General features: G+C 43.2%; 17 protein-coding genes and 1 pseudogene. 13 read left to right on the forward strand and 5 right to left on the reverse strand.

The features are described from left to right. Position 1 precedes the first annotated feature (1 nt). On the forward strand, positions 2-1681 hold the full coding sequence (locus ACR32F_RS10070) for a recombinase family protein (protein WP_440118521.1): 1680 nt from the start codon (positions 2-4) through the stop codon (positions 1679-1681). A 148-nt stretch (positions 1682-1829) separates the two neighbouring features. Here ACR32F_RS10070 and ACR32F_RS10075 read toward each other — a convergent pair whose 3' ends face one another. Then, complete coding sequence (locus ACR32F_RS10075) at positions 1830-2768, reverse strand: FAD:protein FMN transferase (protein ID WP_440118523.1); 939 nt, start codon at positions 2766-2768, stop codon at positions 1830-1832. Positions 2769-2777: 9 nt separating this feature from the next. Then, positions 2778-3707 (reverse strand): LysR substrate-binding domain-containing protein, encoded by a 930-nt coding sequence (locus tag ACR32F_RS10080; RefSeq protein WP_440118525.1) that lies wholly within the window; start codon positions 3705-3707, stop codon positions 2778-2780. Positions 3708-3887: 180 nt separating this feature from the next. Between ACR32F_RS10080 and ACR32F_RS10085 the strand changes: the two genes are divergently transcribed. From ACR32F_RS10085 to ACR32F_RS10125, 9 genes and pseudogenes are all read left to right on the forward strand, one after another. Further along, positions 3888-4502 (forward strand): NADPH-dependent FMN reductase, encoded by a 615-nt coding sequence (locus tag ACR32F_RS10085; protein WP_440118527.1) that lies wholly within the window; start codon positions 3888-3890, stop codon positions 4500-4502. A gap of 13 nt (positions 4503-4515) precedes the next feature. Continuing rightward, positions 4516-6957 carry a flavocytochrome c gene (locus ACR32F_RS10090; RefSeq protein WP_440118529.1) on the forward strand — a complete coding sequence of 814 codons (2442 nt, stop codon included), beginning with the start codon at positions 4516-4518 and terminating at the stop codon, positions 6955-6957. Positions 6958-7124: 167 nt separating this feature from the next. Beyond that, a pseudogene (locus ACR32F_RS10095) lies at positions 7125-7274 on the forward strand (IS30 family transposase); the annotation flags it as partial. Positions 7275-7485: 211 nt separating this feature from the next. Then, complete coding sequence (locus tag ACR32F_RS10100) at positions 7486-8295, forward strand: lysophospholipase (protein ID WP_440118531.1); 810 nt, start codon at positions 7486-7488, stop codon at positions 8293-8295. Positions 8296-8344: 49 nt separating this feature from the next. After that, on the forward strand, positions 8345-8866 hold the full coding sequence (locus ACR32F_RS10105) for a MarR family winged helix-turn-helix transcriptional regulator (RefSeq protein ID WP_440118533.1): 522 nt from the start codon (positions 8345-8347) through the stop codon (positions 8864-8866). A 613-nt stretch (positions 8867-9479) separates the two neighbouring features. Further along, the gene (locus tag ACR32F_RS10110) at positions 9480-10838 is read left to right on the forward strand and encodes an FAD-binding oxidoreductase (protein WP_440118535.1); all 1359 of its coding nucleotides are present in this window, start codon (positions 9480-9482) and stop codon (positions 10836-10838) included. A 253-nt stretch (positions 10839-11091) separates the two neighbouring features. Continuing rightward, a complete protein-coding gene (locus tag ACR32F_RS10115) occupies positions 11092-11745 on the forward strand; it encodes a formylglycine-generating enzyme family protein (RefSeq protein WP_440119760.1) in 654 nt (217 codons plus the stop codon). A 51-nt stretch (positions 11746-11796) separates the two neighbouring features. After that, a complete protein-coding gene (locus tag ACR32F_RS10120) occupies positions 11797-14490 on the forward strand; it encodes a LuxR C-terminal-related transcriptional regulator (protein ID WP_440118537.1) in 2694 nt (897 codons plus the stop codon). A 125-nt stretch (positions 14491-14615) separates the two neighbouring features. Beyond that, complete coding sequence (locus ACR32F_RS10125; protein WP_440118539.1) at positions 14616-15536, forward strand: NAD(P)-dependent alcohol dehydrogenase; 921 nt, start codon at positions 14616-14618, stop codon at positions 15534-15536. Positions 15537-15668: 132 nt separating this feature from the next. Here ACR32F_RS10125 and ACR32F_RS10130 read toward each other — a convergent pair whose 3' ends face one another. The 3 genes from ACR32F_RS10130 to ACR32F_RS10140 all read right to left on the reverse strand — a co-directional run bounded on the left by ACR32F_RS10130 (position 15669) and on the right by ACR32F_RS10140 (position 17154). After that, positions 15669-15965, reverse strand: coding sequence for a putative quinol monooxygenase (locus ACR32F_RS10130; RefSeq protein ID WP_440118541.1), 297 nt, complete (start codon positions 15963-15965; stop codon positions 15669-15671). Between the two features lie 93 nt (positions 15966-16058). Further along, positions 16059-16709, reverse strand: coding sequence for a nitroreductase family protein (locus tag ACR32F_RS10135; RefSeq protein ID WP_440118543.1), 651 nt, complete (start codon positions 16707-16709; stop codon positions 16059-16061). A gap of 25 nt (positions 16710-16734) precedes the next feature. Further along, entirely contained in the window at positions 16735-17154 is a 420-nt protein-coding gene (locus tag ACR32F_RS10140; RefSeq protein WP_440118545.1) for a MarR family winged helix-turn-helix transcriptional regulator, read from the reverse strand. A 357-nt stretch (positions 17155-17511) separates the two neighbouring features. Here ACR32F_RS10140 and ACR32F_RS10145 point away from each other — a divergent pair, with 357 nt between their 5' ends. The 3 genes from ACR32F_RS10145 (at position 17512) to ACR32F_RS10155 (ending at position 21003) form a co-directional block, all read left to right on the forward strand. After that, positions 17512-19113 (forward strand): helix-turn-helix domain-containing protein, encoded by a 1602-nt coding sequence (locus ACR32F_RS10145; protein WP_440118547.1) that lies wholly within the window; start codon positions 17512-17514, stop codon positions 19111-19113. A gap of 108 nt (positions 19114-19221) precedes the next feature. Then, entirely contained in the window at positions 19222-20193 is a 972-nt protein-coding gene (locus ACR32F_RS10150) for an ABC transporter substrate-binding protein (protein WP_440118549.1), read from the forward strand. Next, positions 20194-21003, forward strand: coding sequence for a hypothetical protein (locus ACR32F_RS10155; protein ID WP_440118551.1), 810 nt, complete (start codon positions 20194-20196; stop codon positions 21001-21003). The last annotated feature ends 31 nt before the right edge of the window (positions 21004-21034 follow it).

Here is a 21034-nt window from a genome sequence, read left to right on the forward strand (position 1 = left end):
TATGGCAGGTAAGTTACGTGTAGCAACATTTTACAGGGTTTCGACTAAGGGACAGTTGGATGGAAATGATATACCAATGCAAAGAAGATCGTGTATCGAATTTATAGATTCAAAAGGTTGGACATTAGTAAAGGAGTATGTGGAGAAAGGTGTATCTGGATATAAGACATCTAACGATGATCGCGATGAAATACAAAGAGCAAAATATGATGCTGAAAATGGAAATTACGATATTTTATTGTGTTTTATGTTTGATAGATTAGGAAGAAGAACATATGAAACACCTATGTTAATTAAATGGTTTACTACTCAAGGAGTGGAAGTGTGGTCAGTCAAAGAAGGACAGCAAGAATTTAAAGATGAGAGCCATGATATCACTAACTTTCTTCGCTTCTGGCAATCTAACATTGAGTCACGTAAGACTTCCATGCGAGTAGACGAAAAACATGTGCAAATGGCTGAGGATGGTGCTTTTAGAGGTGGAAGCGCACCATTTGGATATAAGCTAGTAAAATCAGGAATTGTAAATAAAAAAGGAAAAGAACTTATGATGCTTGAAATCGATAAAGATCAAGCTATTGTAATTAGAGAAATATTTAATCTTGTTAAAGATGAAGGTTATGGAAGTAATAGAATATCTCAATATTTAAATGAAAGAGGAATTAAAACTGCAACTGGCTCCAATTGGAATACAGGAGCAATAAACTTTATATTAAGAAATCCAACCTACAAGGGGTATCCTGCATATGGAAAAAGAAAGTCTAAAGAAGGGGTTTTTGTTACAAAGGATAAAAGTGAATGGACAATGCCTGAAAAATGTCAAACTCACTTAGTTATCATACCGGAAGATGATTTTGATTACATACAAACATTTAGGAGTTCTAGATCGGTAGAGAATATTAAAAATCACTCTTACTCTAGAGTGAATAGTACCAAAAGTCCGTTATTGCTTGTTGGAATGATCCGGTGCGGCTATTGTGGGTCACCATTAACTACTACTTATAATAGTAAGAAATATATCCTAGCCAATGGCGATATTCAGAAGTGGAAGAGAGCAGTGTACAGATGTAGCGGGAAAGCACTAAAGAAAGTTGAATGTGCGGGTCAAACAATGTACGCTCAAGCCAAAATAGAGGATACAGTCTTAGAAGAGGTGGATAATTATCTTTCATATTTAAAAAAGATGGATTATCAAGAATATGCTAAAGACTATAATCAAGATGAATATGATTATATTAAACAGGAGGTTGAAAATAAAAACAAAGAACTTGAATCGTGTTACGAAGAAATAAATGCCCTGAAATCTGAAATATCGAAAAGTATCTTGGGAAAGAGCGCTTTCAAACCTGAAATGCTTAATGAATTAATAGAGCAAAAACAAAATGAGTTAACGCTTGTGGATTCCGAAGTAAGAAAGTTAGAAATTGATTTGCAATCTAAAAAATCGGAACTTACTGATATTAAAGAGTTAGCTGAGAGTATTAGTGTTTGGATTGATATATTCAAAGATGCGACTGATGAGAAAAAGAAAACAATGCTTCGAAGCATCATTGATGTCGTCACTGTAATGCGTGATGGTGTTGATATTAAATTCAGACTGGACATTGTGCAGTTTCTATCTAATGCTGGAAATGGTAGTGTTTCTGAACTACGCGGGAGAGCGCATCGCTGGCAGCGATGAGGTCAGGGGTTCGATCCCCCTAGGCTCCACCAACATCACGCACAAACGGCAGAGATGCCGTTTTTTGTTTGCAAAAGAACGGCACGATATTTGTAACGTATAACGCAAAAAGCCGTTACATCCTGGCTTAATGGAGTAGCTGATAACTTTACCTTAATACGGGATCAATTCTTCCCCTAAGATTATCTGTATAGGCCAGTTTTCCATCCGTAGTGATTACGGCAGCTTCCATATCCTTCATTTTACTAACTCTATGAATAATTGAAACTACATCTAACCCAAACAATTCTGTAGTATATATATCGCAGTCCAACGATCTATCCGCAATAATCGTTAAAGAAGCGATATTACTTTCTATTGGATAGCCTGTTCTGCTGTTAAATATATGATGGTAATGACTCCCTTCCTTCTCTAAAACTCTCTCGTATATTCCTGATGTAACGACGGATTGCTCCCTTATGCTAACGAGTGCTGCTGCATTTCCTCTTGGTAAAAATGGATTTTGTATTCCGACTTTCCAGTGACTAGATCCAGAGGGTGAATCTCCATAAACAAGAACATTGCCTCCCATATCTACCATAGCTGACGTAGCTCCATTTTTCTTGAAAAATTCCATAACTTTATCAGCAAAATAACCTTTAGCGATCGCTCCAAGGTCGATTTCCATGCCTTTTTTTAATAAATGGACCGTGTTTTGCTCATCATCGAGTTGTATATGTTCAGGATTTAGGAGCTCCAAGGCCGTTTTTATATCTGAATTTTCTGGCACATGTGCCTCGCAGAAACCAATTCTCCATAATTTGATCAATGGACCTATCGCAATATTTAAATATGAATCTTCATTCAAACTGTGTTCTTTTCCTTTTTTTATGAGTCGATACAGCTCCTCGTCCACCTTTTGAGGATGTGATGCAGCTTCTTTTTTGAGCATGGCAAGCTGTGAGTTATCACTATTGGCACTAAAGACTTTTTCATAACGTAACAGCATATTCACGGCTTCATGGGCGAGCTTTTCAGCATCTGTCCCCTCTATATAGAGGGATATTTTTGTTCCCATGAGATGTATGATTTCCGTATAATTATTCATTACAGCCTCCTACATCGCACATTTTTGTCCATGATTCAGAAAGGTATTTATTAGGTTATGATCAACGCTAGTTAGCGTTCTTTCACCATGATGTGCTATAAAATAATCCAAACTCATCTTATCTACAGGAAGTGGATAGATGTTGTATTCCGAGGGGCACTCGTCGATGCGTATACTTTCAGGAACGATGGTCAGACCCAAATTTTGCTTTGCAAGCTTCAGTACAGTATAGATTTCGTTACTTTCCAGAATGATGTTGGGTTGTATCTTGTAGACACTAAGTAATTGATCTATCTGTTTTCGGATCGCAGAGCCTTTGGAAGTTAAAATCAGCTTTTGACTCAACATTGTACTTATATCAATCGTTCCTTCCGGAATGACCGCTACATTCTTCTGGTATAGTTCACAGCAGCGCGGAATAATAGCTCGATACCTGTGCCTGCCCCAGCTAAACGAGTTTAGGTTTGGAGATATACTGCTCGAATTTTGCCCAATCCAAAAGTCCAACTCATTATTTTGGATACGTTTCTCATTTTTTTCAGGTACATCTTCTAAAAGGTTTATTTTATAAGTAGGATGAAGTTCTAAAAAAGCGGGTAGAAAAAGGGGAGTTAAATAAGAACCAAGGCTAGGAAGGATTCCGATCCGTATCACCTTGTTGTCATTATCCGATACATATGATATTTCCCTGATAAGTTTGGCGTAGCTATTTTCGAGTGAAGTTAAATACTGATAATAGATCTTTCCCTGCTCGGTTAATCGATACGGAAGCTTGTTGCGAGTTATAATCTCACTGTTTAACTGACTTTCGACTTTTTGAATAACCTTCGTCAGGTAGGGCTGAGAAATATAAAGTGATTTGGCAGCCTTGCTATAGTTACTGTATTTTAAGAGGCTATCAATGTAACACAGGATGTCCTGAGATTCTAATTTTGCCATGATTCTCACCCCTTGTGAAAAAAATAACTTACTTTAGGTTGTGCTTGGATTATAACAAATTAGTTATCAAACTGCAATGAATAACTATTAGATCATTTCACCTTTGATATGCTAGAGTTATGCCATAGAACGTGTCTGACAGTTACAAACATCATCTCGAATGACAGAAAGGGGATTACCATGAATTATCTAGCAATCGTGGGCACGAATTCAGATGTGTCAACTAACCGCATGCTGCTTCAATTTATGCAAAAGCATTTTTCGAGTGAGGTCAAGATTGATTTATACGAAATTAAGGATTTGCCTGCTTTCATTGAAAAAGATGAAATAGAGGATGCCGAGGTTGACATTCCCGAGAAGGTACAAGACTTATCGGATCAAATCTCCAATGCTGATGGCGTAATTATCGCCACACCGGAGTATGATCATGCCATACCTGCCGTTTTGAAAAGTGCTCTGGAATGGATCAGTTACACGACGCAATCGTTAGTTGACAAACCTGTTCTAATCGTTGGTGCTTCACATGGCGCACTTGGTTCTTCCAGAGCACAAGCGCATCTCAGACAAATCCTTGATTCGCCTGAGCTTGGTGCGAGATTGATGCCGAGCAGCGAGTTTCTTTTGGGAAAATCACAGAGTGCGTTTGATAACAGTGGCAATCTTATTAACGCTTACAAAGTAGCAGAGCTTGACGAAATCTTCAGGGAGTTTGTTTTGTTTACTGAGATCACTTCTGAACTACTGTCAAAAAGGACTTTGAAGAAAAAAACGAAAAAATTTTCCTGGCAAGAGTAGGGGGCTAATCACAATGAAAATCATAGCGATCGTTGGCACAAATGCAAAAAAATCGTATAATCGCAAACTGCTTCAGTTCATGAAAACACACTTTGAGTCCAGAGCAGCCATTGAAATCCTTGAAATTACAGATGTTCCTATGTTTAATCAGTCCGATAACCAAACGAATAGTGAAATTATACAAACGTTTAACGAAAAAATTATCGCAAGTGATGGTGTAATTATTGCCACTCCCGAATATAACCATTCCATCCCTTCATCCCTTAAAATCTTGCTTGAATGGCTAAGCTTTGAGCTGCATCCGCTTGCTGGCAAACCCGTGATGATCATTGGTGCGTCACAGGGAACACAAGGTTCCTCTCGAGCGCAGTTGCATCTTCGTCAAATTCTGGATGCACCAGGTGTCGAAGCTAATGTGATGCCAGGGTATGAGTTTTTGCTTGGAAGTGCACATAAAGCGTTTGACGATTCAGGTAAGCTGAACAATGAAGGGACGATCGATTTTCTGGAAATATGTTTCCTGCGCTTCCTGCGCTTTACCAAAATTTCAAATCAGCTTAATGAAGAAGAAGAATTTACTTATAAGCCCGGTGTGTATGAGGTTAATGCAATAGGTCATAGTGGAAACCTTCCGATGAAGGTATCCTTTAGTGAAAATAGAATTGAAAGTATCGATATCGATTCGAAGGGTGAAACCGAAGGTATTGCCGATGTCGTTTTTATAAGAATTCCGAATAAAATTATCGAGGGACAGACGCTCAATGTGGATGCTCTCTCAGGTGCTTCTGAAACCAGTAATGGTGTCATCGACGGTGTAGCCAAAGCGGTTAAGCTTGCCGGCGTTAATCCTGACATACTCAAAAGACGGCCAAAACCTGCTAGCAGCCAGATGAGGGATGACGAAGAATATACTTGTGATGTGGTCATTGTAGGTGGCGGCGGTGCGGGACTAAGTGCGGCTGCTACAGCTTTACAAAATGGAGCAAGTGCGATTGTTCTTGAGAAATACCCTGCCGTGGGAGGGAACACCATCCGTTCCGGTGGTCCTGTCAATGCTGCAGATCCTGAATGGCAACAACAGTTTAATGAGAATCCAGGGGAAAGACAAACGATTGAGAATTTATTAAGTACCGAAGAGAGCTTGATCCATTCAGAATATGTAGAGGATTTCCGTGCACTAAAAGAAGAGTTTTCAGCTTATCAGGAGAAATTCGGCACACAAAAGGCTTATTTATTTGACTCCCCGCTTCTTCACAGAATGCAAACCTATTTCGGGGGCAAACGAACGGACCTGAATGGAAATATGATATATGGACAATACGATCTGGTAAAAGTACTTACAGACCATGCCTTGGAAAGTGTTACGTGGCTTGAGGATATCGGGGTTGAATATGATAAGAGTATCGTATTTGCTCCAGTGGGTGCCCTTTGGCGCCGCGGTCATAAACCTGTCAAAAGTTATGGCTCTGCGTTTATCATTGCACTTAGCAAATATGTAGAACAGCATTCAGGAAAAATCATTACAGATAGTCCGGTCAAACAATTGATACTGGAAGATGGTAAAATAGCAGGGGTTATCGCAACAGGTGTCAATGGTCAGAAAATAACCATTCATGCCAAAGCCGTTGTGCTTGCTAGCGGCGGTTTTGGTGCAAATACACAGATGCTCAAGGAATATAACACGTACTGGAGCCATATTGATGATGATGTAAAAACGACCAATTCCTATGCTATGACTGGTGATGGGATATCACTTGGTAAGAGCGTAGGAGCGGCGCTTACCGGAATGGGTTTCACTCAAATGATGCCTGTAGCTGACCCGGATACGGGCGAGCTGTTCAGTGGACTGCAGGTACCTCCTGAAAATTTTGTCATCGTTAACAAAAAGGGAGAACGATTTGTTAATGAATTTTCTGGACGAGATGTCTTAACGAAAGCTGCTATTGAGCAGGGCAGTTTATTTTACCTTATCGCTGATGATGAGATCAAGAAAACCGCAGCGAATACAAGCCAGGAAAAAATAGATCGGCAGGTAGAAGCGGGTACTCTATTTAGAGCCGATACGATAGAAGAGCTGGCAGTGAAAATCAATATGAACCCTCAAGTTCTTAGAACTACGATTGATAAGTATAACTCGTATGTGGAAGAGGGCTTTGATCCGGAGTTCCATAAGGATACATTTAGCTTAAAAGTAGAGAAAGCTCCATTTTACGCCACGCCTAGAAAGCCTGCAGTTCACCATACAATGGGTGGTATTAAGATCGACACGAAAACCCGTGTATTAGATGAACAAGGTCAGCCCATTGCGCATCTTTATGCCGCTGGAGAAGTTGCAGGAGGTATACATGCAGGCAACCGTTTAGGTGGTAATGCCTTGACTGACATATTTACTTTCGGACGAATTGCTGGTAAGACTGCTGTGAATGAGATGAATGATTTAGAGAATGTAAAATAAGAAATATAGATCACTCCAGGTTCCATATGTAAAGAACCCGCTTAACACAAGGATTTTCGAGTGTTTTGCGGGTTTTTTTCTATGTGAAAATGGTTTGGTTTTGTGGTCGTGGTCACACGAATGTTCTCAGTAAAGGATTTAAGTATATGACGGAAATATTACATTGCCTGGATATTTATCGTGCTGATCCGTATTCCTCCTGGCAACGTGGAATTCGAACGGGTTGCTTCGAGAGTCCTTCCCGAAAGGTACGGATTTCTCTGGAGTGGAGAACCGCTTACGAATTCTTTTCAGAGGAAGTGTCGCACTTGGCTTGACAATTCGTCTCTAGATAAAATGTGATACTAAAAATAATCTGAAAGCGCTCTAAAATTTTATAGACAATAGCACATATCTGATGATATATTGTTTCTCTAAGAAACAATATTGTTTTTAATGAACATCATACTAAACATGTCCATGGTAGGGCTTGAAGGAAATGATCTCTCGGAGCTTAAGCTTGGACACCACAAAAAGGACGGGATAAAGATGGCTAAAACCGAAACAACGATCAAATCCTTTGATGGTACGCAGCTTTATTTCAGCAAGAATACAGTGGATAACGCGAAGGCAGCGGTAGTTATTGTACACGGACTGGCTGAGCATGCAGGACGCTATGATTATTTGACAGAGAAGCTGAACCAGCGCGGGTTTAACGTGTATCGGTTCGATCATCGGGGTCATGCTAGATCCGAAGGGCAGCGCACGTTCTATAGTGACTTTCATCAAATCATTGACGATGTTAATGTCATTGTCGAAAGGGCATTACAAGAGAGTGGTGATACACCTCTTTTTGTCATCGGGCATAGTATGGGAGGTTTTGCAACTTCTTCGTTCGGAACCAAATATCCAGGCAAAGTGAAAGGCATTGTTCTATCAGGAGCACTTACCCGTTACAATACGAAGGTTGCTGGAGAACTGCCGATGGATCTTCCTCTGGGCACGTATTTTCCGAATGAGCTTGGCAGCGGCGTATGCAGTGATCCGAAAGTTGTATCCGCTTACGCAAATGACCCGCTTGTAGAAAAACAGATTTCTGTAGATTTGTTCAATAGCTTGGGGGATGGAGTAGCCTGGCTCAAAGAACATGCGAAGCAATTTGTTGATCCGGTACTTGTTCTGCATGGAGCTAATGACGGACTGGTCAGCGAGCAGGATTCTCGTGATTTTTATGGAGATATTGCTTCGACCGATAAAACGTTGAAAATCTATGCCCATCTCATTCATGAGATATTTAACGAACCAAGTCGTGACGAGGTCATTGAAGAAGCGATTACTTGGATTGAAAAACATATCTGATTTCAGAAGATTGGAATAGAGAGAGAATTTGAAGACGAAAGGGACTACCATGAAATTAGAATGGATGGGCAACCATCGAACACTTATTGAAAAGATCATTAAATATGGGAATGCATACTCAAACACCTATAAGCTACAGCGAAGCTATGGTACAGACGTGATGTTCTCTGCTTCGCAGATTCAGACACTGGAATATATTCTGGAAGCTGAGGACAAAGAAGAGAAAATGTCGGAAATGGCAGCACGTCTTGGAGTTAGCCGGAGTACGTTCTCCAAAAACGTGAAGAACCTGAAGGAAAAAGGCTTGCTAGAGAAATATCATTTGAGCGGCAATCGCAAAGACATCTATGTCAAACCTTCAGACAAAGGACGCGAGGTGTACGCCAAGTACACTGAATTTGTTCGCCAGCTTTGCTTTGATGAACTTTTTAAATATGCTGACAACATTTCAGAGACCGACAAGGAACGCTTTATTCGCATTTTGGATGTGTTCGCCGATGTTTTGGTCTGGTATGGTGAAAAAGAACAAGAACCGCGCAAGCTCATCCAAATTGATTCGGCCAATGATTAAATTTGCTACGATCTGTGAACGTTGAATGAGTTATCCCACACCAAAGGAATTTTCCCTTAGGCTATTCATTAGCCTGAAGGCAAATTCCTTTTTAATATGAAGGGAGAGGGAATCGATATTTTTTCTTTTATCTGAGTTAATTATCGAGCTCATACTGAAAGAGGGGATGTCTCATAAGTCATGAGTATAACGTGGTACCCCCTAGTAGTGTTATTTTATTCTAATGAATCGAGCCCACGCTATTCGCTCCCATTTGCACAGGTAGGAGGTTTAACGAATCCCAGAGTCTTTATTTCGTCCATTTTGGTCGATTTTTAGGTTTCGACGCTGTTTTGTGAAGGAATGACGTTACTGAGGTTCGTTACCGTTGCATTTCTTAAGAATCCGCCTTTTAAGATGCGGTAGGTTCGTTAGCGCTTGGAGCGAGGGGAAATTACTTTCGAGACAGCTCTTTTTTTGCATTTGGTTTGCTTTAGACGAAAGTCCGCAACGATGTGTATCATTTATAATAAAAAGGTCATCAGCCCATTCCCTCCGCGAATGTCCTTCATACAGTATAAAGTGCCTTGCGTTGAAATGCTGAAGAACAATTGTTCAATAGGGAGTGGGAAGTGTGAAATCACCAACAAAGCTTACAGGACGGGTTATCTATAAAGGAGATCCGGGATATGAAGCGGCGCGTAAAAACTGGGACCCCCATACCGACAAATATCCTAAAGTCTTTGTTTTTGCCAAAAAAACGAAAGATGTCTCGAATGCCATCAAATGGGCTCGTGAGAATAACGTACCTATTCGACCGCGTAGTGGAAGACACGCACTTGAAGTCAATCTTTCACAGGTTAACGGCGGTATTGTGATTGATGTTAGTGATCTGAATACAATCAAGCTGGACAAAAAAAATGGAACAGTTGTCGTGGGAACAGGAAACCGAGTTGGGAGAATAGCTAATACCCTTGCGAAGCAAGGATTCATAGCTCCTTTTGGAGACAGTCCTACGGTAGGCATCGGTGGTATTACCTTAGGTGGAGGGATTGGTCCGCTCCAGCGTACCATTGGCCTCATCAGTGATAACTTGCTTGAGCTGGAGATGGTGGATGCGAACGGAAAAGTCATTCGTGCGAGCAAAAATTGCAATGCTGATCTCTTCTGGGCTTCGCGTGGAGGAGGAGGGGGCAACTTCGGGGTCTACACTCGGTACAAATTCAAAGTGCGTCGGGCGCCAGCCAAGGCTACCGTGTACCGTATCACCTGGCCATGGGCTCAATTCGAAAAGGTGCTCAAAGCTTGGCAAAGGTGGGCTCCATCCGTCGATACCAGACTAGGTAGCGAATTGTCTATAGGGCCGAAAAAGGGCGGAAATGTCAGCATGGAGGGGCTATTCCTCGGCTCCAAAACGGAGGCTCTCCGTCTGTTAAAGCCACTTACAAGTGTGGGAACCCCTACAAACAGCATCATTCGATCCGTACCCTATACAGAAGCGGTTAAATTCCTATTGCCTCCTGATCCCGTACTTACGCAAAGGTACAGCAACCAGTTCTCCTCCGGTTTCGGCAAGCGCCCGTTTCCAGACAAAGCCATTAAGTCTATGCGTGAATTTTTGGAGAACGTGGAAGAGGGGCCAGCCGGTTTCTTTTTCCTCAACTGGGGTGGAGCGGTAAGTCGCAAATCACCTACATCCACAGCGTTTTTCTGGCGTAACGCGAAGTTTTATGTGGAATGGAACAGCTCGTGGACTAAGAAGTCTCATGCCGCCCAAAATATCGCAATCGTTCGTAATACACGTAAGAAGTTACAACCATACATTGTCGGTTCCTATATCAACGTTCCAGACCAAGGCATTGAGAATTCTGGGCCGGTCTATTATGGAGCCAACTACGCCAGATTGCGCAGAGTCAAAGCCAAATATGATCCAAAAAATGTGTTCAACAATCCGCAGAGTATTCCTCCAGCGCGTAGTGCAAAGGTTAAGTGATTTTTTTACTGCCGCCTTAAATTAAAAAAACTGAACTGATGTTGAATAGTAAAAAACATGCCTTTAATGGCGTGTTTTTTTGATTTTTATGTTAGTATAGATGCCAAAACCAGGAATGGCACCAACACGGAGAGCAGATGTCATAGGTGCGACGTTAACCTGTATCAGCATTCACCAATCGTGCAGTGTTTATAGAAAATGTAAGGGAGGAAGAACATTGTTCAATACACAGCGTAACTTTGCTAATTATCCAATGCTGGAAATACCCGCAGGTCGCATTGAATTAAGGGACGATCGAGTCAAGACCACATGGACGGTAGAGATAGATTCGTTATGGCTTGCACCAGTTCCGGTCACGAACGAGTTGTACTTTTCGATTTTGCAAAAGACTCCTGGACCTAACGACCAGCTTCAAACTCCGGTTACAAATGTCTCATGGCATGAGGCAATTCTCTTTTGTAATTTGTTATCCCGGCAATCGGGTCTGAGCGAATATTACTCCATCAGTGAGGATAGCGAGTGTATCGTCATTAACGCAGGAGCAGATGGCTACCGTCTTCCTACAGAAGCAGAATGGCAATATGCGTGTAAAGCAGGAACAACGGGTTATCGTTACGGTGAACTTGATGAGATTGCTTGGTATGAAGAGAACTCGGACGGTTACGTCCATGAAGTTGACCAAAAGGAACCCAACGCGTGGGGACTTTACGATATGCTCGGGAATGTATGGGAGTGGTGCTGGGATCTATACGATGAAGATGTGTACGGTACCTACAGAGTGTTCCGCGGTGGCAGCTGGGCAGAAGAGGCTAGAGGTTGTGGAGCGACGTGCCGTCGCCGCAGTCACCCTACGTTTGGCATTGATGATCTCGGTTTTCGTCTTGCCAGATCCCGGAACGTTCCATAAATACAGAAAAGAATGGATGTAGTTCATGATACTTGAATGGAGGGTTTGAGCATGTTTGCACCTATCTTATCCACCAAATTATACATTCCAACTCTCCGTGCCAAAGTGGTAGATCGTCCTCGACTAAATAACCGTTTGAACGAGGGGATGCATGCCAAACTGATCCTAGTGTCTGCTCCTGCGGGTTCGGGCAAAACGACGCTAGTCAATCAATGGATCACGGCCTCTTCCCAGCCAACTGCATGGCTCTCGCTGGAAGAAGCAGACAACGATCCCGCCCGTTTTTTGACATACCTCTGTGCTTCTTTACAGACGATTTCCCCTAAACTTGGGGAGGCTATAATGGGTTTAATTCAATCACCCGAGCCGCCGCCAGTCGAAACCCTAATTACATATCTCCTTAATGAGGTTTCTAATATATCCGATCATTTTGTACTTGTGCTTGACGATTTTCATCTCATCAATACAGAAGCGATAAATCATGTCCTTGCCTATCTGTTGGAGCACATGCCGCCTCATATGCATCTTGTCTTGACTACACGTCAGCAGCCAAAGCTGCCTTTGGCTCGTCTGCGTGTAAAGGGTGATTTGATTGAAATACGAGGCAGTGATTTACGTTTTAGCACTATTGAAGCCATTGAATTCTTAGACCGGGTCATGGCATTGGAACTTTCAGAGAAGCATGCTGCTTTGCTTGAAGCACGTACAGAGGGCTGGGTAGCAGGACTGCAATTAGCTGCCCTATCTATGCAGGGTTCTTCTGACCCAAGTCGTTTTATTGACTCTTTTAGCGGCAAGGACCATTTGGTGCTGGACTATCTAGTGGAAGAAGTATTACAAAGGCAATCTGGACGTGTGCAAAATTTTTTGCTGCGAACTTCCATTCTGGATCGATTATGCGGCTCATTATGCGATGTTCTGCTTGATATGGGTAAGCAAAAGGAACATGAGCTTGTTGATTTTTCCGGACAGCAAATGCTGGAATGGCTTGAGCAATCCAATCTGTTTGTTATCCCTCTGGACAATGAGAGACGCTGGTACCGGTATCATCATCTTTTTGCAGATTTGTTACGAAAAAAAGTACAACAGAATCCTGAACTCGCTGGGGCGACGGAGAGCGATATCATTATTGCTGAAATACACCAACGAGCCAGCATCTGGTATGAGGATAATCAACTGGAGCTTGAGGCTTTTCATCATGCTGTAGCAGCAGGGGATATCAACCGCGCTACATATCTGATGGAAGGTAACGGAATGCCACTTCTTTTTCGTGGGGCAGTTGTTCCAGCGCTTCATTGGTTAGATTCCATCTCAATAGAAGAAATGAATGAAAGGCCCTCACTCTGGGTTATGTACGTCTCTGCATTATTAATGTCAGGTCATATGGCAGACGTTGAACCGAAGTTGCAGGCTGCTGAACAAGCGCTACAAAACAGGGAAAAAGATCAAATAGACCCAGATCTCATTGGTCATATGGCTTCCATTCGGGCCACGCTGGCAGTCAGTAAGCACGAAGCAGATACCATTATTAAGGAGTCGCTCCTTGCACTGAAGTATCTGCATCCTGACAATCTGCCCGTCCGTTCAGCTACAGCCTGGACCTTGGGTTATGCGTACCAGCTTCAGGGAAAGCGTGCAGAAGCAAACTTATCCTATCTGGAATCATTGTCTAACAGTACAAAAATTGGGCATCACATCATCACGATGATGGCGACGCTTGGGTTGGGGAACTTACAGGAAGCTGACAACAATCTGCCTCTGGCGACTGAATATTATCAGCGGGTACTTCATATGGCAGGTAAGCCGCCATTGCCGATTGCTTGCGAAGCACATCTGGGCTTAGCCCGAGTGAATTATGAGTGGAATAACCTTGATGCTGCTATGTTGCATGGTCAACAGAGCTTACATCTGGCACAGCAATTTGCCCAAACGGACAGAGTCGTTGCAAGTGAGGTATTGCTTGCCAGGTTAGCGCTTGCACAGGCGGATGTAAACGGTGCCTCTGCTATGTTGAGTAAAGCCAACGATATGGCTCAGCAGCAAAATTTTGTGAAACAGATGCCTGATATTACTGCTGCATACGTACTTGTATTACTTCGTCAAGGGCATCTGATGGAAGCGGCCCGATTATCACGGGAGAGAAATCATCTTTTCAGTCAGGCCAGGGTACTTCTGGCGCAGGGAAACACCTCGGAGGCGCTTGGCATGATGGAATCTTCCCTTCAACTGGCAGAAATGAAAGGCTTTAAGGATGAACAGCTCAAGGCAAACATTTTGATGGCTGCGATACTCCAGGCACAGGGGATGAAAACGAAGGCTATGGATTTATTGGAAGAAGCAATGATGATTGCGGAGCCAGCGGGCATGATCCGAGTTTTTGTAGATGAAGGTGTCATTGTACACGATCTACTGAGGGAAATGACGCCAAACAGAAACTCACGGGTTTATCGGCGTCAATTGCTTACAGCATTTGAAACGCAGGAATTGGCGATGAAATCCTATTCGGATCAGAAAAAGGATGAGGTGTATTCTCGAGTTCCTGAGTTGCGGATTGATCCTCTGAGTGGGAGGGAACTGGAAGTATTGCGGCTAATTGCCCAGGGGCGATCAAATCGTGAAATTAGTGAGTTGCTTCATATCGCACTTCCGACTGTGAAAGGGCATAACCGGATTATTTTTGATAAATTGCAGGTGAAGCGCCGTACCGAAGCGGTGGCAAGAGCACGAGAGTGGAGTCTTTTGTAAAATGGATAGCCTTGGTAATGTGAAGTATTGTTCCGAGGTAGATCATGAAGACCATACTTTAGTATCTGTATTCGGAACTCATTTTCCCGATATACTGATTGCATATTGAGATGTGGGGGAAATGTATGAGAGCCATAGTATGTACGAAGTATGGGTCACCCGATGTATTGCAACTGAGAGACGTAGCCAAGCCAACGCTTAAGGACCGTGAAATCCTAATTAAAATTCATGCGACTACGGTAACTTCTGGGGACTGCAGAGTTCGCAGTTTTAATAGCCCAATCTTGTACTGGATACCCATGCGTCTATTTTTGGGAATCCGTAAACCTCGAAATTCAGTTCTGGGTGTGGAACTCGCGGGAGAAGTTGTAGCTACGGGCAAGAGTGTGAAACGCTTTAATCAAGGGGATCAGGTATTTGCATTAAACGGAATGCGTTTTGGCGCCCATGCTCAGTATATATGTCTGTCTGAAGACGATCCAGTAGCTCTGAAACCGCTCAATGCAACATATGAGGAGGCCGCAGTCATTCCTTTTGGTGGAACCACGGCCTTACATTTCCTGCGAAAAGGAAAGATCAAAAGTGGACAAAAAGTGTTGATTTATGGAGCCTCCGGGGCGGTGGGAACTGCTGCCGTCCAGCTTGCCAAATATTATGGAGCAGAGGTTACCGGGGTATGCAGTTCAGCAAATATGGAGTTGGTGAGTTCACTTGGAGCTGAGCATGTCATTGATTATACGAAGGAAGATTTCTCGAAAAAAAGTCAGCGATATGATCTGATTATGGATGCTGTAGGCAAAGTCTCAAAAGCCCAATGCAGCAAAATATTAACGCAAAACGGCACATATGTAACTGTTGATGGGCAAGGTATTGCAAAGGTTACTGCAGAGGATTTGATACTCCTCAAAGAACTGATGGAAGCTGGGGAGATCCAAGCGGTTATCGATAGACGCTATCCTTTAGAGCAAATTTCCGAAGCTTATCGTTATGTGGAAACTGGACGCAAAAAGGGCAATGTGGTTATCACCGTTGACCATAACGATTAAAGTGTACTCGCTTCTGTATCTTCCATACAAGAAAAAGCCGCTCACTGGCCAAAATGACCAAGGGCGGCTTCTTATCACGCCAGCAAAGCAGCTCCCATGCCAACTGTAGTATAAGTTCTAATCTTAAGTGTATTAAGCCTTAACTGCTTCTCCAGCAAATACTTCAAGGTTCATTGGGCCAGCCATGAATGCAGGTGCCTGCTGTGCGAAAGCCTGAAAATGTGGGCTTGTGTTGTGGGCAGCGTTAGCAGCCTCGTCCTTCCACAACTCGATCATCGTATAGTGCTGCTCGTGCTCTGTGCTTTTGACAAGATCGTACATGAGGTTACCTTCTTCGTTGCGAGTTGCCGACACCAAATCTTTGGCTGCTGCCAGGAAAGCTTGCTCCTGATCCGGTTTAACCTGCAGATGTGCGTGAATGATAATCATACGATTCAACCTCCATAGTGTGTTTGGGATGTGTTTGGAATATACGCTTGTTCTAAAATATATTCGTAGCTTATAGGGAAACGGTCCCTGATATTATGCCCAAGTTGTGATTGTATCGACTGGCAGACGATAGGAAGGGTGACCTTCTTTGGCCGATTTACCGATCGAGATCAACATAACCGGTTGATAACGTTCTTTGTCCATACCGAATGTTTCAGCGATTTGATCTTTTTCGTAACCACCGATCGGGTTAGTGTCATAACCATGAGCACGTGCAGCAAGCATCAATTGCATGGAAGCCAGACCTGCGTCAATCAGGTTGACGTCACGAAGAGCGGAAGTTGGAATGTTCTCATAATAAGGTTTAACAAATTGAACTTGTTGATCCTTAACTTCTTGCGGCATAAAACCATGCTCTACAGATTTACTGAAGATCTCTTCCAGATACTCAGCATTATTCATGTCGATAAATACACCAATGACAGCTGCGGAAGTCAACACTTGATTTTGATTGAATTTGGCAAGAGGAGCGAGCTTTTCTTTGCCTTCTGCTGTATCTACAACGAGAAAACGCCAAGGTTGCATATTAACGGAAGAAGGTGCACGTGAAGCTTCTGCCAGAATTTCTGTCATTTCTTCACGGCTGATTTTTACTTCAGGATCGTAAAGCTTGACGGAACGGCGACCATAAGCAATTTCGTTAAAATCATTAGTTTTTTGGAATTGGTTTTGAACTGTATTCATGGATAAATCTCTCCTCTATATGTGGTTAGAAATTGTTTTGCATACGTTCCAAGAAATCAGCGAGAGCTTGAACCTCGTCTTCACTGAAATCCTGTAAAATCTGATTGATAAAATTAGTTTTCTCGACTTTATAGCCTTCAATCTGCTTCCGACCGTGGTCCGTCAGACGAACAAAAGTTACCCGATTATCTTCGGGGTTTTTGCGTCTTGTGACCATCAGATCCGCCTCAAGCTGCTTCAGATGGCGGGTAATGGCGGCACCGTCAATATTAATGATCTTCTGCAGCATAGACTGGTTAATCTCATCCACCTGATCCAGCTCATGCAGAATTTCAAACCGTGAAGAACTGATACCGGTGCAGCGTTCGAACTTGGGACTGATTTTGTTGCCCAGCACGTTCAGCAGATTGATGATCTGCTCTTCTTTGGAAACCATACGTGTCATGACTAGACCTCCCGGGTGAATCTGAATCATGAACAACGGCGTATGTTAACAAATAATTAAAATTGCCAGTATACAATGCCATTGCCTAATGATTACTTTGGCTGCTCACGATCATTGATGTATCAATATTTGATGCCTCAATCATTGATGGCTCAATTAATATATCATGACTTTTATTTTTTTGCAACAGGTTGAGGAGAAAAGAATAATGTACCTCTATTATCCCGATTATGAAGCATTTTAGTCACTGTAGGTTGTTCGTCAGGAGAGCTTCATATCGATTGGTCATGTTATTGAGAATAATTATCAACTCATCTATAATAAAGGGAAATGTACAGGGAGGGAAGGGAAGTCGGCATGGAAGAAAATGATTGGATAAAACGACTGGAGCAACTTTTTTTCTCTGCTGTTCACGTCCGCGATTACTCCAGCACTCCGGGGCTAGTCCAGCGCAGGATTTGGAAGAGGTACGCTATATGCAGGGTTATCGCTGGAAAGGGAGCTCTGACTATTGATGACGTTGTACACACGGTGTCTCAGGACGAGTGGTTTTTGTTGAAGCCAGGAATGCATGTGGAGTTTCAGACGTATATAGAGGCACCTGTCCGATATCAGATCATTTTATTTTCCTGTGTGGGTCTTACCCGGAGTCGGAATGCCTGGCATACCGAGGTGTTTCATTTTCCTGTTACAGGCAAGCTAAATGTTTCTCCCAATGCACGTGATATTCATGAGATGATGGATACGCTAGCTAATGGGAAATACTCTTCTAAGGAGCTGGGGAATACACGCAGGAAACATCTCTTGCATCAGTTGTTAATTCAGTTGATGATTCATGTGAAACAAGCAGCTCCGCCTGAAGCAGGTATGGATCTGGCACTTGAATATATGACGCATCACTATATGAAAGAGATTCGAATCGATCAGATGGCCCGAATGGCAGGACTTAGTGTGAATCATTTTATAAGAACATTCAAACGGCAATTAAAGTTGACCCCGATCGAATATATACTAAAACAACGCATGGCAAAGGCCAAACAGCTATTATTTTCTTCAGATAAAATCAAGGAAATTGCAGAGGAAGTAGGTTATAGGGACGAGCACTATTTCAGCAGGGTTTTTAAGAAAAACGAAGGAATTGCTCCAACCTTATATATGAAAAATAAAGTCAGCCGCATCGCCACATTGTATTATGGGTTGGACGATTATGTGATAACGCTCGGTATGAAGCCCGTGTCCGCATTGTCCTATGGTCAGAGAGTGGCTCACCATGTTGCTGTACCTGCGCTTCAAGCGCACAGTCATCAGGGACTTATCCTGGATAGCTTCAATCAGAACTATGACAGATTGAGGCGAGTCCAACCAGACCTGATCATTACAAGTAATCGTTTGGAGCCGAATGAATCCCTGCACCATATCGCGCCCACTGCCATGTTGGAGCACACAAACCATTTGGGGGAAAGACTGCTGTACATGGCGGACATTCTGGGTCGCACCGAACTAGCTGCACAGTGGATTGAACAACATGCGGATCTAAGTCAGCTTCTTCAAGAACGGATTCAATCGAGATGGGGGAAGCAGAGTGCCATGTTCATCCGTGTATCCTCCGAGTTTTACCGAATGTATGGTTCAAATAACCAAACAGGGGCATTGTTGTATGATGATCTGGGATTTCATTTGCCCCGTCATTTTCCGGAAGAGCAGTGGGCTGTGGAGACGAGAGTTGGCGATTTGCAGTTATACGAGGCCGATCACATCTTCGTGATGGTTGACCCAACAGAAGCGGCAGCTGATCACCTTCGGAAGTTGCAACAATCCAAGGAATGGTTGGTCTTGAAGGCTGTTCAAGAAGGCCGTGTCTATGATGCAGGTGATATTTTCTTCAAAACGCTGGGTCCGACAGGACGTATATGGTCCATGCGATATGTAGCAAAGCAACTTGGTATTAACGTATGGTGATATTGTGCAAGTGAAGAGAGTGAAATAATCCATGGTAAGCCTGTTCGCTTTTCCCTACTATAATGATAATGATTATTATTATTAAATAGCAGAGGGGATTTAATACAAATGGTAAGACAGAGAGTAGCATCTATGATACTGTTGACCCTGCTTGTGCTCGTTCTGGCGGCATGTGGCAAGACAGCGGAAGTAACGCCTCAGAAACAGGATACACCTGTGGAAGAGAGTGGTACACAAACGATTGAGCATCTTAAGGGAACAGCGGTTGTACCGAAAAAGATAGAGCGCATGGTTGTATTATCTGCCGCTTACATTGACCATATGCTGACGATTGGTGAGAAACCTGCAGGTGTTAATGTAGAAGTACGTTACGGAGGAGAGTACTTGCCTTATCTCGCAAATCAGCTTGCAGGGGTTCCAACGGTAGGGTCTGCTGATAGTCCAAACCTGGAGGCTATTCTTCAGATTGCTCCGGATGTCATTGTAATTGAGAGTCGAACTGCTGAGAATACGTATGAGCAGTTGGAGAAAATTGCTCCAACCATTGTACTTGGTAACGAATGGTTGGATTACGAGGATGACACAACCTATTGGACTCAGGATTTGTTGACCATTGCCGGGATGTACAATAAGGTTGATCTCGCGAAAGAAAAGATTGCCGAGGTAGAACAACAGGCGGAGCAATTAAAAGCGAAGGTCGAACAACTGGATCAGAAAAAACTGGCTTATCTGCGTGTAAGAGAGAAAAACTTGCAAATTTATGCGGTAAAAGGTCATCCAACCAACACACTCTTGTATCATGATCTTGGATTCGTACCTACTGCTGTGACACCTGCCGAAAAACGTGAGGACCTGTCCATGGAGAAGATCGCGGATATTGATGCCGATTTCGTGGTACTGGAAGTTGATCCAAATGCCGAGGATTATATAAACAGCATCAATGCAAGCTCACTCTGGAAGGCAGTGCCGGCTGTTGGTGCAGATCAGGTCTACGAGACAGACTCGTTCTGGCTGTTTAAGGGCTGGGGAGCCATCGGGCGAAGCGAGATTATTAACGAAGTTGAAGCTATGATTCAATAGATGGAACGTTATCAAAGGCATGACCATTCAGAGATGTCGGAAGCATTACAACATCTTTTTGTGACGACGATCAGAGCAACTTGCGATGATCCCAAGTATCCTTTCCGTGTGAAGGATCTGCTAGATGAAGAGAAACGGGATTCAATCTTGCGCGAACAGGCTTTACAGCAAGGGCTTCAACTGGGGGGCAAAGAAAGTGTGGCCGTGGGTACACTTTTTGCTAAACGTTATTCCGTATTGGTTATGGCCGTGATCTCCGCTGCGAGTCTATACGACACTCCACTTAGCATTGCTGACGATGCTTTACGATTTGAATTGAACGGATCGGGCGGTATGCGGTATGAGACCCAGTTGGAGAGCGCCCTTCTGCCCGGAAGTGAAAATCCTGTCCAGCGCAGGTCAGAGATCAGTATACTCAGGGACCGATTGCAGTTACATCTGCAACGTATTTTTCAATCGGTAGCCGTGGCTACGGGGGCGAGCCCAAAGGTCATGTGGACTCTGGTTGCACATAATGTGCAACAATTGTACGTACGTATGATCAATGATCGAAAAATATGGAAGACGGATCTACGACTTGCGCAGATTCAAGAAGATCAAAGCGTATGGCTGGAGCTGCAACAAGATAATTCTTTTGCCCTCAAACTGAAAAGCTTTGAGCATTCCAAATGGCAGGGACCACCGCTCTTGATTCGCCGATATTGTTGTTTGGCTTATCAAGTAGGGAGCGGCAGTCATGCACACGGTTATTGCAACAGCTGTCCGAAGCTGGATTCGGAATCCCGATTACGTAACCTTTTACAGCAGTGAACTGACACTTTTGTACCGCATGGTACGAAAT

Origin of the sequence: Paenibacillus hebaui (assembly GCF_051934385.1) — a bacterium.
Lineage (GTDB): Bacteria > Bacillota > Bacilli > Paenibacillales > Paenibacillaceae > Paenibacillus.